The following is a 15,476-nucleotide window of genomic DNA, read 5'->3' on the forward strand; positions in this document are numbered from 1 at the left end:
GCTCCTTCGTAGATTCGATTCGGTATGTTGTGGCGTGAGTGCCTCAGACGCGCAGGATGCGCTCGCCGCGGCCGATGCCGCTCGGCCCGGTGCGCACGGTTTCCAGGATGGCGCTGCGCTCGATCGCGTCCAGGAACGCGTCGTTCTTGCCCATGTCGCCAGTGAGTTCGATGGTGTAGCTCTTGTCGGTCACGTCGATGATGCGGCCGCGGAAGATGTCGGCCATGCGCTTCATCTCCTCGCGCTCCTTGCCCACCGCGCGCACCTTCACCATCATGAGCTCGCGCTCGGTGTAGGCGCCTTCGGTGAGGTCGACCACCTTCACCACCTCGATGAGGCGATTCAGGTGCTTGGTGATCTGCTCGATGACGTCGTCCGAACCGGTGGTCTGGATCGTCATGCGCGAAAGGCTCGGGTCTTCCGTCGGCGCGACGGTGAGCGATTCGATGTTGTAGCCGCGGGCCGAGAACAGGCCCACGACGCGGGAAAGAGCGCCGGGCTCGTTTTCCAGCAGGACAGCGATGATGTGCTTCATGTTTGCGTGACTCCTCTTTTCGCCGCCCTCCCCTGCGCACGGTAATGCGCAGGCTCGGCGGGCAATAGATTTGTCAGATTTAGATTGATCAAGTAGCCGACTCCGCAGGTGCGGAACGGCCTGTCGTCCGTTACAGGTCCTCGGACCCCATCAGCATTTCGGTGATGCCCTTTCCGGCCTGCACCATCGGGAACACGTTCTCGGTGGGGTCGGTGCGGAAGTCCATGAACACGGTGCGGTCCTTGAGCTTGCGCGCCTCGCGCAGCGCCGGCTCCACGTCCTGCGGCCGCTCGATCAGCATGCCGACGTGGCCATAGGCCTCGGCCAGCTTCACGAAGTTGGGCAGCGCGTCCATGTAGCTGTGGCTGTAGCGGCCGGAGTACTCGATCTCCTGCCACTGGCGCACCATGCCCAGGTAGCGGTTGTTCAGCGAGACGATCTTGATCGGCGTGTTGTACTGCAGGCAGGTCGACAGTTCCTGGATGCACATCTGCACCGAGCCTTCGCCGGTGATGCAGAACACTTCCGAGTCGGGCTTGGCGAGCTTGATGCCCATCGCGTAGGGAATGCCCACGCCCATGGTGCCCAGGCCACCGGAGTTGATCCAGCGGCGCGGCTCATCGAAGCGGTAGTACTGCGCGGCCCACATCTGGTGCTGGCCCACGTCGGACGTGATGTACGCATCGCTGTCCTTCGTCAGGTTCCACAGCGTCTCGACCACGCGCTGCGGCTTGATGACCTCGGTGTTATCGCGGTCGTACTTCATGCAGTCGCGGCTGCGCCAGCCCTCGATCGCCTTCCACCAGCCGGACAGCGCCTCTGCATCGGGGCGGGTGTCGCTCTCGCGGATCATGGCGATCAATTCGGTGAGCACGTCCTTCACGTCGCCAACGATCGGAATGTCGACTTTCACTCGCTTGGAGATGCTCGACGGGTCGATGTCGACGTGGATGATCTTGCGTTCGTTCTGCGCGAAATGCTTGGGGTTGCCGATCACGCGGTCGTCGAAGCGCGCGCCCACGGCCAGCAGCACGTCGCAGTTCTGCATCGCCTGGTTGGCTTCCAGCGTGCCGTGCATTCCCAGCATGCCCAGGAACTTGCGGTCACTCGCCGGATAGGCGCCCAGGCCCATCAGCGTGTTGGTGACCGGGTAGCCGAGCATGTCAACCAGGGTGCGCAGTTCCTGCGTGGCGTTGCCCAGCAGCACGCCGCCGCCGCTGTAGATGTAGGGGCGCTTGGCCGTCAGCAGCAGTTGCAGTGCCTTGCGGATCTGGCCGCCGTGGCCTTTGCGCACCGGGTTGTACGAGCGCATTTCCACCTTCTCGGGGTAGCCGTGGTAGGCGACCTTCTTGAAGGAGACGTCCTTGGGCACGTCCACCACCACCGGACCGGGCCGGCCGGTGCGTGCGATGTGGAAGGCCTTCTTCATCGTCATCGCCAGATCCTTGGCGTCCTTGACGAGGAAGTTGTGCTTGACGATGGGCCGGGTGATGCCGACGGTGTCGCACTCCTGGAAGGCGTCCAGGCCGATGGCCGGGGTCGGCACCTGGCCTGCGATGATCACCATCGGGATCGAGTCCATGTAGGCCGTGGCGATGCCGGTCACCGCATTGGTCAGGCCGGGGCCGGAGGTGACCAGGGCCACGCCCACGTCACCGGTGGCGCGCGCATAGCCGTCGGCCGCATGCACGGCCGCCTGCTCGTGTCGCACCAGCACGTGCTGGATGGTGTCCTGCTTGTAGAAGGCGTCGTAGATGTAGAGCACGGCGCCGCCGGGGTAGCCCCAGACGAACTTGACGTCTTCTGCCTGGAGTGCCTTGACCAGCACTTCCGCGCCCATGAGTTCTTCGCTTTGTGCGCCCATCCCGGAGGAAGCGGCGGCTGCGGAGGAGAGTTCCGCCTTGGAGATTTCCATGATGATGAACCTGTGTGATTTTCGGGAACGAAAAACCTACGGTGCCCCTTTGCCAGCTCTTTTGAAGCCGCATCGGGACTTAAGACCATAGCCATGGACGAATGAGTTTTCGCCGGACTATGACCCGTTTGCCTTTTGACTTGCAACCAGGATTATGACAGACGCGCGGACCACCTCCCGGGCGCCGCCCGGCAAACAGCGCCCCGGGGCATAATTCGCCGCTGCAACAAGAGCCTGTCGCCGAGCAGGCCATCACAGGGCACGACACCCACGAAGCGCGCTGCGCCCCCTTCCTCGTTTGGCCACCGAAAAAGAACTTTCCGACTTCCTCAAGAGTGTCGAGCGACGCGCTTTCAAGCGCTCGGTGTACCACGTGCGCGACGAGGAGGCGGCCCTGGACATCGTGCAGGACAGCATGATGAAGCTCGCCGAGCACTATGGCGACAAGCCGGTCAACGAACTGCCGATGCTGTTCCAGCGCATCCTGTCCAACTGCACCCTGGACTGGTTCCGCCGCCAGAAGACCCGCCGTGCCCTGTTTTCGAACCTGAGCGACTTCGAGACGGCGGACGAGGACGGCGATTTCGACCTGCTGGAGAACCTGTCCCCCGTTGCGGACACCCGGGAGTCCGAAAGCGCCGAGGACACCACCCGGCGGGCCCAGATCCTGCGTGAGATCGAATCGGAGATCGAGGCGCTGCCCGGGCGTCAACGGGAAGCCTTCCTGCTACGTTACTGGGAAGAACTGGATGTCGCCGAGACGGCGGCAGCCATGGGATGTTCAGAGGGCAGCGTCAAGACCCATTGTTCGCGCGCCGTTCATGCATTGAGCCGCGCGCTCAAGGCCAAGGGAATCCAACTGTGAGCACGAGTCGCATATCCATCTCCCCCTCCGGGTCCGGTGGCCTGGAGGCGCGCTTCGGCGCGCGCGTCGCCCAACGCCTGTCGGCCGGGGCCGACGACCTGCCGTACGACATCGCCGAACGCCTGCGCGCCGCGCGGGTGCAGGCGGCTGCGCGCCGCAAGCTGGTGCAGACGCAGACCGCCCCGGTGGTCACCTCCGTCACCCGCGGCGGCGCCCTGGTGCTTGGCGGCGGCTGGTTCACCCGGATCGCCTCGGTCGTGCCGCTGGTGGCCCTGGCCGCCGGCCTGGTGGCCATCAGCGTCATGCAAGACGACAACCGCGCCAGCGAGGTGGCCGAGGTCGATGCCGCGCTGCTCACCGGTGATCTGCCGCCTGCTGCCTACACCGACCCGGGCTTTGCCCAGTTCCTGAAGGGTGACGACGGCCTTGGCCACTGACCGCTTCCGTATCCTCACCGGGCAGTGGCCCGCCCCCAGGGCGTTGGCAGGCTGGCCGCTCGCGCTTGGTCTGGCCGGCCTGCTGGGCCCGACGTCGGCGCAAGCCGAGGGGCCGTCCACCGGGGCCAAGCCGGCAGCCGTGGCCAACGGGCCAACGGCGCCAGCCACCGCGGCGTCCAAGGCGCCAGCCAGCACGCGCCCACTCTGGAGCGAACTGACTCCCGGCCAGCAGAAGTCGCTGGAGCCCCTGGCGGGCCCCTGGAATACGCTGCACCCGGCTCAAAAGCGCAAGTGGATCGCCCTTTCCGGCAACTTCGACAGCATGAGCCCGGTCGAGCAAGAAACCCTGCACAGCCGGATGACCGAATGGGCGGCCCTGAGCGCCTCCGACCGGACCCGCGCCCGCCTGAACTTTGCCGAAGTCAAGCGCCTGGCGCCGGAGGACGAGCGCAAGGCCAAGTGGGAGGCCTACCAGGCCCTCAGCGAGGAAGAAAAGCGCAAGCTCGCTGAGCGCGCAGGCACCCGCCCACCCAGCGCCGCCGCGCCGGTGCGCCCCGTGCCGGCCCAGAAGTTCGCGCCGGTGCCCAGCGTGTCCGCCACCGCGAGCAGCCAGTTTCCGCCGCGCATCCAGTTGGCGCCGCCCGTGATTCCGACCGCGGCCCAGGCACCTGCGGCCCCGGCCATTGCACCGGCCGCGACGCTTGCACCGGCATTGGTTTCCACGCCCCCGGCCGCTGCGCCGATCCCTTCAGCCCCTGTGGAGCCGCCTCGGCCGCAGGAAGCGCCCTGAATCGCGTGACGCCTCGATGACGTCCGTGCACGCCGGGCTGCCCGCCAGCGCCGGACTCGAACCCGGGCAGAATTGCGCGGTGACTCCCCACTCCTTGATCGCCCCCGGCCTCGGCCGCCGCATGGCCTGCTGGCTCTACGAGGGCATGCTGCTCTTTGCCGTGGTCTTCGTCGCCGGCTGGCTGTTCAGCACCCTCACCCAGATGCGCAATGCCGTGGACGGCAGCCGCCACCCGATGCTGCAGGGCTTCCTGTTCCTGGTGCTGGGCGTGTACTTCACCTGGTTCTGGTCCCGGGGCCAGACCCTGGCCATGAAGACCTGGGGCATCCGCGTGGTCGACCGCGAAGGCCGCCCCATCAGCCAGCCGCGCGCGCTTTGGCGCTACCTGCTCAGCTGGCTGTGGTTCGTGCCGCCGCTGGCGATGCTGTCCCTGTTCAAGGTGGGGCCTGGCGAGGCGATGGTCATCGTCTTCGGCTGGGTGGCGGTGTGGGCGGTCCTGTCACGCTTCCATCCGCTGGGCCAGTTCTGGCACGACGCATTCGCCGGCACCCGCCTGGTGCGCGCGGACGCAGCAGCGGCAGCACGCCATGGCTGAGCAGCGCCCGGCGGCAGCCAACACCCAGCTGGGACGCCGCGGCCTCGGCCGGATCTGGCATGCCATGCTCATCTCCTTCAACGGCTTGCGCGCCGGCTGGGGCGAGACCGCCTTCCGTCAAGAGGCCATCCTGGCGATCGTGCTGGTGCCGCTGTCCTTCTGGCTGGGGCGCAACTGGCTGGAAGTCGCCGCGCTCGCCGGCAGCGCCTTGCTGGTGCTGATCGTCGAACTGCTCAACACGGCGGTGGAATCCGCCATCGACCGGATCGGGCCGGAATGGCACGACCTGTCCAAGCGTGCCAAGGACACCGGCAGCGCCGCCGTCCTCCTGGCCCTGCTGCTGGCCGGCGGCATCTGGGCCGCCGCGCTCTGGCATCGATTCGTCGCCTGAGCACGGCATGATCGGGGGATGACTTCCCCGCAATCCCAACCCTTCTCCATCTGCGTCTACTGCGGCTCGCGGCCCGGCGCGCGGCCGGAATTTGCCGGCGCGGCGCAGGCCGTCGGCCAATGGATCGGTCGCCAGGGCGGCCAGCTCGTCTACGGCGGCGGGCGCACCGGCCTCATGGGCCTGGTGGCCGAAGCCACGCGCGAGGCCGGCGGCCGCGTGGTGGGCGTGATTCCCAAGGCCCTGGTCGACAAGGAACTCGCCAACCCCCTGTGCGACGAACTGCACGTGGTCGACACCATGCACGAGCGCAAGGCGCTGATGGCGCAGCGCTCCGACGCCTTCCTGGCCCTGCCGGGCGGTATCGGAACGTACGAGGAACTGTTCGAGATCTGGACCTGGCGCCAGCTCGGCTATCACGACAAGCCGGTGGGCATCCTGAACGCGGCCGGCTACTACGACGCCATGCTCGAATTCCTGCGCCACAGCGTGCGCGAGGCCTTCATGGGCGATTGGCAGATGGACCTGGTGCGCACCGGCACCGAGCCGGCGCAACTGCTGGAGGCGCTGCGCGCGGAAGTCCCGCGCCATTCGCAGGACGACCGGCTGGCCGAGAACATCTAGGAAGCGTGCCGAGCGGGCGGGCGCGCCGCGCCGGTGCTTTCAGCGCAAGGTCAGACCGCGCTTTCGTTTTCCTCGCCGGTGCGGATGCGCACCACGCGCTCGACGTTGGTGACGAAGATCTTGCCGTCACCGATCTTGCCGGTGCGCGCGGCGCTGACGATGGCGTCCACGCAACGCTCCACGTCGCCCTCGTTGACCACCACCTCGATCTTCATCTTGGGCAGGAAGTCGACCACGTACTCGGCGCCGCGGTACAGCTCGGTGTGGCCCTTCTGGCGGCCGAAGCCCTTGACTTCCGTGACGGTGAGGCCAGTGACGCCAACCTCGGCCAGTGCCTCGCGCACGTCGTCGAGCTTGAAGGGTTTGACGATGGCGGTGATCTGCTTCATTTGGGTGTGCTCCCGGCGGTTTCGTTGAATTTGCTGGTGATAGGGTAACGCCAATCCTTGCCGAAGCTGCGGTGCGTGACCCGGATCCCGACGGGCGCCTGGCGGCGCTTGTACTCGTTGATCTTGATCAGGCGCACCACGCGCTCGACCACGCTGCGCTCGTAGCCGGCGGCGATGATGGCATCGACGCTCTCGTCGTCTTGCATATAGCGCGCCAGGATGCCGTCCAGGATGTCGTAGGGCGGCAGGCTGTCCTGGTCGGTCTGGTCGGCGCGCAGTTCGGCGCTGGGGGGCCGGGTGATGATCCGCTCGGGAATGGGCGCGGCGCCGGTGCCGTAGGGGTCGTTCTCGTTGCGCCAGCGGGCCAGCGCGAACACCGTGGTCTTGAGCAGATCCTTGATGACCGCGAAGCCGCCCGCCATGTCGCCGTAGAGCGTGCAGTAGCCGGTGGCCATCTCGCTCTTGTTGCCGGTGGTGAGCACGATGGAGCCGAACTTGTTCGACAGCGCCATCAGCAAGGTGCCTCGGATGCGCGCCTGGATGTTCTCCTCGGTCGCGTCCTCGGCCAGGCCCTTGAACTCCTCGGCCAGCGTGGCCTTGAAGGACTCGAAGGTGGCCTTGATGGAGATCTCGTCGTAGCGCACGCCCAGGCGGCTGGCCATCTCGCGTGCATCGATCCAGCTGATGTCGGCCGTGTAGGGCGAAGGCATCATCACGGCGCGCACCTTGTCCTTGCCAAGGGCGTCCACCGCGACGGCGAGCACCAAAGCGGAATCGATGCCGCCCGACAGCCCCAGCAGGACGCCGGGGAAGCCGTTCTTGCCGATGTAGTCGCGCACGCCCAGCACCAGGGCATCCCAGAGTTGGGCGTGGGCGCTGCGTTCTTCGGACAGCGGCTGCGCGACGACGCTCACCGCACCGTCCTGGCGCGCGAGTTCCACGAAGGCGATCTCTTCCTTGAAGCTGGCGGCCTGCGCCGCCGGGCTGCCGTCGGCCTGCAGAGCAAACGAACCACCGTCGAACACCACCTCGTCCTGCCCGCCCACAAGGTGGGCATAGACCAGCGGCAGGCCGATGCTGCGCGCGCGATCGGCCATGCGGTCGATCCGCTCGCCTTCCTTGCCGACATGGAAGGGCGAGGCGTTGATGACGGCCAGCACTTCGGCGCCGGATTGCTTCGCCAGGTCGGCAGGTGCATCGAACCAGGCGTCCTCGCAGATCAGCAGGCCCACCGAAATGCCGCCCACCTCGAAGACGCAACTGCCCTCGCCCGGCGTGAAGTAGCGCCGCTCGTCGAAGACCTGGTAGTTGGGCAGCTCGCGCTTGGCGTAGGTCTCGAGGATGCGGCCGCCGCGGATCACGCTGGCTGCGTTGTGCCGCATCTGCACCGCCACCGAGCGGCTGCGCAGGCTGTGGCCGCTGGGATGGCCGACCACCACGGTCATGTCTTCGAGGCCGGCCAGCTCGCGCGCCACCGTCTGCACCGCGGCGTCGCAGCCGGCAACGAAGGCCGGGCGCAGGAACAGGTCCTCCGCCGCGTAGCCGCAGATCGAGAGTTCGGGCGTCAGCAGCAGGCGCGCGCCTTGCGCATGCGCCGTGCGGGCCGCATCGATGATCCGGCGGGCATTGCCGGCCAGATCACCCACCACGTAATTGAGTTGCGCGATGGCAATCTTGAGAGTCATAGAACGGGGAAGTCGAGGCTGCAACGATTATGTCATTCGCCCCGCAACCCAAGGCCTTGCGCGGGCTTGGCCGGCGCGATCGCGCATGGACTGCTACCCTCGGCGGCAATGCGCACCGGTCCCCCCGCCTCTCCCGGCCTTCCTGACTCCCAGACACTCCGACCCGCCAGCCACGCCTACCTGCTGCTGGTGTTCACCACCCTGATCTGGGGCGCCAATGCGGTGGCGGCGCGGCTGGCCGTGGGCGAGGTGTCGCCCATGTTCCTGACCTTCATGCGCTGGGGCATTTCCTGCGGTGCGCTGCTATTGTTCGCGCGCGGCCCGATCCGGATGCACTGGCGCGCGCTGGTGCCCCATTGGCGGGCCATCGCCCTGATGGGTGCGCTGGGCTTCACCGGCTTCAACGCCCTCTTCTACGCCGCGGCTCACCACACCACGGCCATCAACATCGCGATCCTGCAGGGCGCGATCCCCGTGCTGGTGCTGATCGGCAGCGTGTTCTTCTTCGCCACCCGCGTGAGCGCACTGCAATGGTTCGGCGTGATCCTGACTCTGGCTGGCATCGCGGTGGTTGCATCGCACGGCCACCTGGATCAGCTCGCCAAGCTGGACTTCAACGAGGGCGACGTCTGGATGATCCTGGCCTGCCTGCTCTACGCGGGCTACACGCTGGGCCTGCGCAAGCGGCCCGCGGTGCCGGCCATCGTGTTCTTCGCCGCCACGGCGATGGTGGCCTGCCTGGTCTCGCTCCCGCTGGTGGCCACCGAAGTGGCCATGGGGCAGTTCTTCGCACCCACGGCCAAGGGCTGGGCCCTGATCGCCTTCGTGGGCCTGCTGCCCTCCTTCGTGTCGCAGGTGACCTTCATCCAGGCCGTGGGCCTCATCGGGCCCGCACGCGCGGGCGTGTTCCTCAACCTGGTGCCGATCTTCGGGCCGCTGCTCGCATTGCTGGTGCTGGGCGAGCCCATCTCGCTCTACCACGGCGTGGCCCTGGCGATGGTGCTGGGCGGCATCTTCATCGCCGAGCGCCTGGGCGGGCGACGGAACTGAACATGGCCAAGTCGGGCGGCGAACTCATCGCGCGGGTGCATGGCTCGCCCGCCGACATCGACGCGGCCGCGTGGGACGCGCTGCTGGCCGCGCAGGCCGTGCCCTCGCCCTTCATGCGCCATGCCTATCTCGCCGCCATGCATGAAAGCGGCAGCGCCGCGGGCGCCAAGGGCTGGACGGCCCGCTTCTTCACCTTGTGGCGCGGCAAGACCCTGCTGGCGGCGTGCCCCCTGTACCTCAAGGACCATTCTTACGGAGAGTACGTGTTCGACTGGGCCTGGGCCAACGCCTATCAGGAGCATGGCCTCGACTACTACCCCAAGGCGCTGGTGGCCGTGCCTTTCACGCCGGTACCGGGCTCGCGGCTGCTCGCGGGCGACGCGCAGAGCCGCGCCTTGCTGGTGCAGGCACTGCTGGCCTGGTGCAGCGAGCAGAAGCTGTCCTCGCTGCACCTGCTCTTCGGCGCCGACGAAGACCTGGCTGCATGCACCGAGGCCGGGCTGATGCTGCGCCACACGGTGCAGTTCCACTGGCTCAACCAGGGCTGGAGCGACTTCGATGCCTTCCTCGCCAGCCTCTCGCACGACAAGCGCAAGAAGATCCGGCAGGAGCGCCGCAAGGTGAGCGATGCCGGCGTGAGCTTCCGCTGGGCGCGCGGAAGCGACATCGCTGCCGCAGACTGGGACTTCTTCTACCGCTGCTACGCCCGCACCTACCGCGAGCACGGCAACCCGCCCTACCTCACACCCGACTTCTTTCGCCGCATGGCGGGCACCATGCCCGAGTCCTGGCTGCTGTTCATTGCCGAGCGTGAAGGCCGGCCCATCGCGAGCAGCCTGATCGCGCTTTCGCAGGACGATGCGGCAAGCGGCGTTCCCGAAGCCGCCTACGGCCGATACTGGGGTGCGCTCGAACGGGTCGATTGCCTGCACTTCGAGGCCTGCTACTACCAGCCGCTGCGGTGGTGCATCGAACACGGCGTATCGCGCTTCGAGGGCGGCGCGCAGGGCGAGCACAAGATGGCACGCGCCCTGATGCCGGTGCGCACCAGCAGCGCGCACTGGCTGGCGCATCCCGCCTTCGCCGATGCCGTGGAACGCTTCCTGGAGCGCGAAGGTGCGGGCATCGACAACTACCTGGGCCACCTGGACGAGCGCAGCCCCTTCCGGCACGAGCCGCCATGACCGCGCCCCAAGACAGAACGCCTCGTGGCGCAAGGCGACGAGGCGTTCTGGTCTGATACAGGGAACGGCGCTGAATTACTTCTGGTAGTTCGCCACGCCGTCCATGATTTCCTTCTTGGCGGCATCGAGGCCTTCCCAGCCCAGCACCTTGACCCACTTGCCGGCTTCCAGGTCCTTGTAGTGCTCGAAGAAGTGGCTGATGGCCTTCAGGCGCATCGGGTTCACGTCGTCCACCGACTTCCAGTGGCTGTAGATGGGCAGCACCTTGTCGGTCGGCACGGCCAGCACCTTGCCATCCACGCCGGCCTCGTCTTCCATCATCAGGATGCCCAGGGGACGGCAGGGCACCACCACGCCCGGCAGCAGCGGGTACGGGGCGATCACCAGCACGTCCACCGGATCGCCGTCACCCGACAGGGTCTGCGGCACGTAGCCGTAGTTGGCCGGGTAGTACATGGCCGTGGTCATGAAGCGGTCGACGAAAATCGCGCCGGATTCCTTGTCCACTTCGTACTTGATCGGGTCGGCGTTCATCGGGATCTCGATGACGACGTTGAAGCTGTCGGGGAGCGCTTTGCCGGGGGAGACTTTGTCGAAGGCCATTGTCTTTTTTCGGTGAGTGGAAAGTTCTAAGAGGATGCGGACAAACCCCAAGTTTACTTTCCGCGTCACGGCACCTTCACACCATTTGTGTCTTTTGCCTGTAAATTGCACCCGTTGGCCAATCGGTCGCACCGCTCCAAGGCAGCGGGCGGCATCGAGGAAGCAACGCGGCGAAGGCACTGACCCGAACGCGTTGCGCACCGGACTACATGCCTTCGTCTCCACAAGTCACAACGAACTTTCTGGAGAAGCAAAGGCATGACTGGCAACACCCCTCTCATCCTCGCGATCGTCTGCGGCCTGCTGGCCGTGGGCTATGGCGTCTGGGCCCGCAGTTGGATTCTTTCAAAAGACCCCGGTAACGCACGCATGCAGGAGATCGCCGCGGCGATCCAGACCGGCGCGGCGGCCTACCTGGCCAAGCAGTACCGCACCATCGCGATGGTGGGCATCGTGCTGGCGATCCTGATCGCCATCTTCCTGCACCTGACCACCGCGGTGGGCTTCGTGGTGGGCGCCGTGCTGTCGGGCGCCTGCGGCTTCATCGGCATGAACGTTTCGGTGCGCGCCAACGTGCGCACCGCCCAGGCCGCCACGCAAGGCATCGGCCCCGCGCTGGACGTGGCCTTCCGCGGCGGTGCCATCACCGGCATGCTGGTGGTGGGGCTGGGCCTTCTGGGTGTCACGGTCTTCTTCTGGTTCCTGGTGGGCAACGGCCAGCTGACGCCGAACCAGAGCCTGGCCAAGCTGCTCGATCCGCTGATCGGCTTTGCCTTCGGCTCCTCGCTGATCTCCATCTTCGCCCGCCTGGGCGGCGGCATCTTCACCAAGGGCGCCGACGTGGGCGCCGATCTGGTGGGCAAGGTCGAGGCCGGCATTCCGGAAGACGACCCGCGCAACCCGGCAGTGATCGCCGACAACGTGGGCGACAACGTCGGCGACTGCGCCGGCATGGCGGCCGACCTGTTCGAGACCTACGCCGTGACCATCATCGCCACCATGGTGCTGGGTGCGCTGATGGTGACGGCGGCACCGCTCAACGCGGTGATGTACCCGCTGGCGCTGGGCGCGGTGTCGATCGTCGCATCGATCATCGGCTGCTTCTTCGTGAAGGCCTCGCCGGGCATGACCAACGTGATGCCGGCGCTCTACAAGGGCCTGGCGGTGGCGGGCATCCTGTCGCTGATCGCCTTTTGGTTCGTCACGCAATGGCTCATTCCCGACAACGCGGTCCTGGCAACGGGCAGCCAGATGCGCCTGTTCGGTGCCTGCGTTGTGGGCCTCGTGCTGACCGGCGCCCTGGTGTGGGTCACCGAGTACTACACCGGCACCCAGTACAAGCCGGTGCGCCACGTGGCACAGGCATCCACCACCGGCCACGGCACCAACATCATCGCGGGCCTGGGCGTGTCGATGCGTTCCACCGCCTGGCCGGTGATCTTCGTGTGCATCGCCATCATCGCCTCGTACTCGCTGGCCGGCCTCTTCGGCATCGCGGTGGCCGCCACCTCCATGCTGAGCATGGCCGGCATCGTGGTGGCCCTGGACGCCTACGGCCCCATCACCGACAACGCCGGCGGCATCGCCGAGATGAGCGAACTGCCCTCCTCCGTGCGCGACATCACCGACCCGCTGGACGCCGTGGGCAACACCACCAAGGCAGTGACCAAGGGCTACGCCATCGGCTCGGCAGGCCTGGCTGCGCTGGTGCTCTTTGCCGACTACACGCACAAGCTGGAAAGCTACGGCCGCGAGATCACCTTCAACCTCTCCGACCCGATGGTGATCGTGGGCCTGTTCATCGGCGGCCTGATCCCTTACCTCTTCGGCGCGATGGCCATGGAGGCCGTGGGCCGCGCCGCCGGTTCGGTGGTGGAGGAAGTGCGCCGCCAGTTCCGCGAGATCCCCGGCATCATGGAAGGCACCGCCAAGCCCGAGTACGGCCGCGCGGTGGGCATGCTGACCGGTGCCGCCATCAAGGAGATGATGATCCCCTCGCTGCTGCCGGTGCTGGTGCCGATCGTCGTCGGCCTGCTGCTGGGCCCGAAGGCGCTGGGCGGCCTGCTGATGGGCACCATCGTCACGGGGCTGTTCGTCGCCATCTCGATGTGTACCGGCGGCGGTGCCTGGGACAACGCCAAGAAGTACATCGAGGACGGCAACTTCGGCGGCAAGGGCAGCGAGGCGCACAAGGCGGCCGTCACGGGCGATACCGTGGGCGACCCCTACAAGGACACGGCCGGCCCGGCCGTGAACCCGCTGATCAAGATCATCAACATCGTGGCCCTGCTCATCGTGCCGCTGGTGGTGAAGTTCCATGGCGGAGAGACAACGGCCGCGGCACCCCAGCCGACACCGATGGTGGTCTCGGCCTCTGCGCCGGCCGCTGCCGTGGTGGCCGCGCCGGTGGCCAAGCAGCAGTAGCCCTCATGCCCAGCGCCGCCACGCTCGAGGCTTTCATCGCCGCGGTCGAGGGCGGCGCGCATGCGCGGGCCATCGAGGACTACTACACCGGGAACGCCAGCATGCGCGAGAACCAGGCCGAGCCCCGGCGTGGCCGCGATGTGCTGGTGGCGCACGAGAAGGCGGTGCTCGCCCGCACTGCCCATGTGGAGTCGACCTGCGTGCACCCCGTGTTCGTCAACGGTGACCACGTGGTGATCCGCTGGATCTTCGTTTTCACCGGAACCGACGGGCGCACGCGCCGCATGGAAGAACTCGCCTGGCAGCGCTGGGAGGGCGAGCGCATCGCCCAGGAGGAATTCTTCTACGACCCGGCGCAGTTCGCGCCCAGCGCCTAGAGCAGATCCTCCGGCACCAACGGGCTGAGCAGCCGGTTGTACAGGCGCTGGCTCCAGGTGGACTCCGGTTCGAAGTGCAGGATGATCTCCTTGTCCTCGTCCATGGTGAGCCATTCGATCTCGTCGCGCTCGGGCACCAGGCGCAGACGATAGGCGCTTTCCAGCTTGCTGATGTTGATGACGCGCAGCAGCTCGCGCGCCAGCTGCGGGCTCTCGACCATGATGCCCAGCTCGGTGTTCGAGGTGGCCGAGCGCGGATCGAGGTTGACCGAGCCCAGCAGCACCTTCTCGCGGTCCAGCACCGCGGTCTTCGCGTGCAGCCGCCCCAGTGAGTTGCCGAACATCCCCAGGCGCTTGTTGCTGGTGGTGCGCTGGGGGCTCAGCTCGTACAGGTCCACGCCCGCCTTGAGCATGCGCTCGCGATAGCGCATGTAGCCGCCGTGCACCAGCGGCTCGTCGTTGGCGGCCAGCGAGTTGGTCAGCAGCGTGACCTTGACGTTGCGCTTGCACAGGGCCTCGAAGGCTTCCATGCCGCGCTCGCCCGGCACCAGGTAGGGCGAGGTCATGTAGACCTCGCTCTTGGCGTCCATCAGCTGCGCCCAGACGCGGGCCGTGACGCTGGTGGCGAAGGCTTCGTCCTCGCTCATGGAGCGCAGCTTGGCGGGCGGGTCGGCCACCGCGTTGGCCTTGCCCCAGATCATGCCGATGCGCCCGGAGTCCAGCTCCTCGCCGATCGGGCCGTAGCCCAGCACGTCGGTGGGCGGCAGCACCACCTTGGGGGCGGGCGCCGCCATGTTCACCTGCTCGTCGAACCCGCGTGCCATGGCCGCCCGCGCGGCGTGCGGCGCAACGATGCGCTCGATGGGATAGACCTCCTCGCTGTTCCAGTAGTCGTCGAAGATGCCTTCGAGCTGCCGCACCACCTTGCCCATGAACAGGGCGTCCATGTCGACGAAGTTCTGCGCGGTGTTGAGCGTGAAGTACTCGTCGGCGATGTTGCGCCCGCCTGCCACGCCGATCACGCCGTCGGCGATGAACAGCTTGTTGTGCATGCGGTGGTTCAGGCGGGTGATGTCCAGCGGCGACGAGGCAAATCGGCTTACGAGACCGTCGCGCCCGCAGCAGAAAGGGTTGAACAGGCGCACCTCCACGTTGGGCGTGGCCTTCAGCGCCATCAGCAGTTCCTGGGTGGTGGCGGTGTAGAGGTCGTCCACCAGCAGCCGCACGCGCACGCCGCGCAAGGCTGCCTCCTTCAGGTGGCGCAGCAGCAGGCGGCCGGTGCCGTCGTTGGCGATGACGTAGTACTGCACGTCGAGCGAGCGCTGGGCGCGCTTGGCCAGCTCGATGCGTGCGTCCAGCGAATAGACGCCCAGCGGCATGAGGCGGAAGCCCGAGTGCTCGTCCGGAGGGGTCGACGAATCCACGATCCTGGCCAAGGGCGTGTTCGGGTCCATCGGCAGCGCCAGGGCCGGCTCGCTGGCACGCTCCTGCGGCGGCAAGCTGCCGCAGCTCGCCAGCACCAGGCAGGTGCCGAGAGCAAGAAGCAACCGCGCCAGCCAGGGGGCCGTCGGCGCGGCGCGCCTGCGCGGAGCCAGCCATCCGAATAAGATGCCGG

The 15,476-nt window shown here is 67.1% G+C and carries 16 protein-coding genes; 10 read left to right on the top strand and 6 right to left on the bottom strand.

Annotated features, from left to right (window positions below; all coding sequences use genetic code 11):
* Window positions 1–43: 43 nt before the first annotated feature.
* Together ilvN and BM345_RS10590 are read right to left on the bottom strand one after the other, a co-directional pair.
* Entirely contained in the window at window positions 44–535 is a 492-nt protein-coding gene (ilvN, locus tag BM345_RS10585) for an acetolactate synthase small subunit (protein ID WP_093378935.1), read from the bottom strand.
* 130 nt (window positions 536–665) lie between these two features.
* A complete protein-coding gene (locus tag BM345_RS10590; RefSeq protein ID WP_093378938.1) occupies window positions 666–2,450 on the bottom strand; it encodes an acetolactate synthase 3 catalytic subunit in 1,785 nt (594 codons plus the stop codon).
* A 298-nt stretch (window positions 2,451–2,748) separates the two neighbouring features.
* On the opposite strand from BM345_RS10590, the gene BM345_RS10595 reads away from it, so the two are divergent.
* The 6 genes from BM345_RS10595 to BM345_RS10620 all read left to right on the top strand — a co-directional run bounded on the left by BM345_RS10595 (window position 2,749) and on the right by BM345_RS10620 (window position 6,149).
* The gene (locus tag BM345_RS10595; protein WP_093378941.1) at window positions 2,749–3,315 is read left to right on the top strand and encodes an RNA polymerase sigma factor; all 567 of its coding nucleotides are present in this window, start codon (window positions 2,749–2,751) and stop codon (window positions 3,313–3,315) included.
* Window positions 3,312–3,752, top strand: a complete 441-nt coding sequence (locus tag BM345_RS10600; protein WP_254789677.1) for a DUF3619 family protein — start codon at window positions 3,312–3,314, stop codon at window positions 3,750–3,752. The genes BM345_RS10595 and BM345_RS10600 overlap by 4 nt, the downstream gene beginning before the upstream one ends.
* Window positions 3,742–4,542 (top strand): DUF3106 domain-containing protein, encoded by an 801-nt coding sequence (locus BM345_RS10605; RefSeq protein WP_093378944.1) that lies wholly within the window; start codon window positions 3,742–3,744, stop codon window positions 4,540–4,542. The genes BM345_RS10600 and BM345_RS10605 overlap by 11 nt, the downstream gene beginning before the upstream one ends.
* A gap of 79 nt (window positions 4,543–4,621) precedes the next feature.
* On the top strand, window positions 4,622–5,137 hold the full coding sequence (locus BM345_RS10610) for an RDD family protein (RefSeq protein ID WP_302847517.1): 516 nt from the start codon (window positions 4,622–4,624) through the stop codon (window positions 5,135–5,137).
* Window positions 5,130–5,528 (top strand): diacylglycerol kinase, encoded by a 399-nt coding sequence (locus BM345_RS10615; protein WP_093378949.1) that lies wholly within the window; start codon window positions 5,130–5,132, stop codon window positions 5,526–5,528. Before BM345_RS10610 ends, BM345_RS10615 begins: the two co-directional genes overlap by 8 nt.
* A gap of 18 nt (window positions 5,529–5,546) precedes the next feature.
* Window positions 5,547–6,149 carry an LOG family protein gene (locus BM345_RS10620; RefSeq protein ID WP_093378952.1) on the top strand — a complete coding sequence of 201 codons (603 nt, stop codon included), beginning with the start codon at window positions 5,547–5,549 and terminating at the stop codon, window positions 6,147–6,149.
* 50 nt (window positions 6,150–6,199) lie between these two features.
* Here the strand turns inward: BM345_RS10620 and BM345_RS10625 are convergent, their stop codons facing one another.
* Both BM345_RS10625 and BM345_RS10630 read right to left on the bottom strand, forming a co-directional pair.
* Window positions 6,200–6,538: a P-II family nitrogen regulator gene (locus BM345_RS10625; RefSeq protein ID WP_093378955.1), complete on the bottom strand. Its 339-nt coding sequence runs from the start codon at window positions 6,536–6,538 to the stop codon at window positions 6,200–6,202.
* A complete protein-coding gene (locus BM345_RS10630) occupies window positions 6,535–8,223 on the bottom strand; it encodes an NAD+ synthase (protein ID WP_093378958.1) in 1,689 nt (562 codons plus the stop codon). The genes BM345_RS10625 and BM345_RS10630 overlap by 4 nt, the downstream gene beginning before the upstream one ends.
* Before the next feature lie 108 nt (window positions 8,224–8,331).
* Here BM345_RS10630 and BM345_RS10635 point away from each other — a divergent pair, with 108 nt between their 5' ends.
* Both BM345_RS10635 and BM345_RS10640 read left to right on the top strand, forming a co-directional pair.
* Window positions 8,332–9,273: a DMT family transporter gene (locus BM345_RS10635; RefSeq protein ID WP_093378961.1), complete on the top strand. Its 942-nt coding sequence runs from the start codon at window positions 8,332–8,334 to the stop codon at window positions 9,271–9,273.
* A gap of 2 nt (window positions 9,274–9,275) precedes the next feature.
* Window positions 9,276–10,457, top strand: a complete 1,182-nt coding sequence (locus BM345_RS10640) for a GNAT family N-acetyltransferase (RefSeq protein ID WP_093378964.1) — start codon at window positions 9,276–9,278, stop codon at window positions 10,455–10,457.
* 75 nt (window positions 10,458–10,532) lie between these two features.
* Here BM345_RS10640 and ppa read toward each other — a convergent pair whose 3' ends face one another.
* The gene (gene ppa, locus BM345_RS10645) at window positions 10,533–11,060 is read right to left on the bottom strand and encodes an inorganic diphosphatase (RefSeq protein WP_093378967.1); all 528 of its coding nucleotides are present in this window, start codon (window positions 11,058–11,060) and stop codon (window positions 10,533–10,535) included.
* Window positions 11,061–11,318: 258 nt separating this feature from the next.
* Here ppa and BM345_RS10650 point away from each other — a divergent pair, with 258 nt between their 5' ends.
* The gene (locus tag BM345_RS10650) at window positions 11,319–13,484 is read left to right on the top strand and encodes a sodium-translocating pyrophosphatase (RefSeq protein WP_093378970.1); all 2,166 of its coding nucleotides are present in this window, start codon (window positions 11,319–11,321) and stop codon (window positions 13,482–13,484) included.
* 5 nt (window positions 13,485–13,489) lie between these two features.
* Window positions 13,490–13,861: a nuclear transport factor 2 family protein gene (locus tag BM345_RS10655; RefSeq protein ID WP_093378973.1), complete on the top strand. Its 372-nt coding sequence runs from the start codon at window positions 13,490–13,492 to the stop codon at window positions 13,859–13,861.
* Here BM345_RS10655 and BM345_RS10660 read toward each other — a convergent pair.
* Window positions 13,858–15,408 (bottom strand): phospholipase D family protein, encoded by a 1,551-nt coding sequence (locus tag BM345_RS10660; protein WP_254789678.1) that lies wholly within the window; start codon window positions 15,406–15,408, stop codon window positions 13,858–13,860. The genes BM345_RS10655 and BM345_RS10660 overlap by 4 nt on opposite strands.
* Window positions 15,409–15,476: the final 68 nt, after the last annotated feature.

Source organism: Variovorax sp. OV329 (assembly GCF_900114785.1).
Classification (GTDB): domain Bacteria; phylum Pseudomonadota; class Gammaproteobacteria; order Burkholderiales; family Burkholderiaceae_C; genus Variovorax.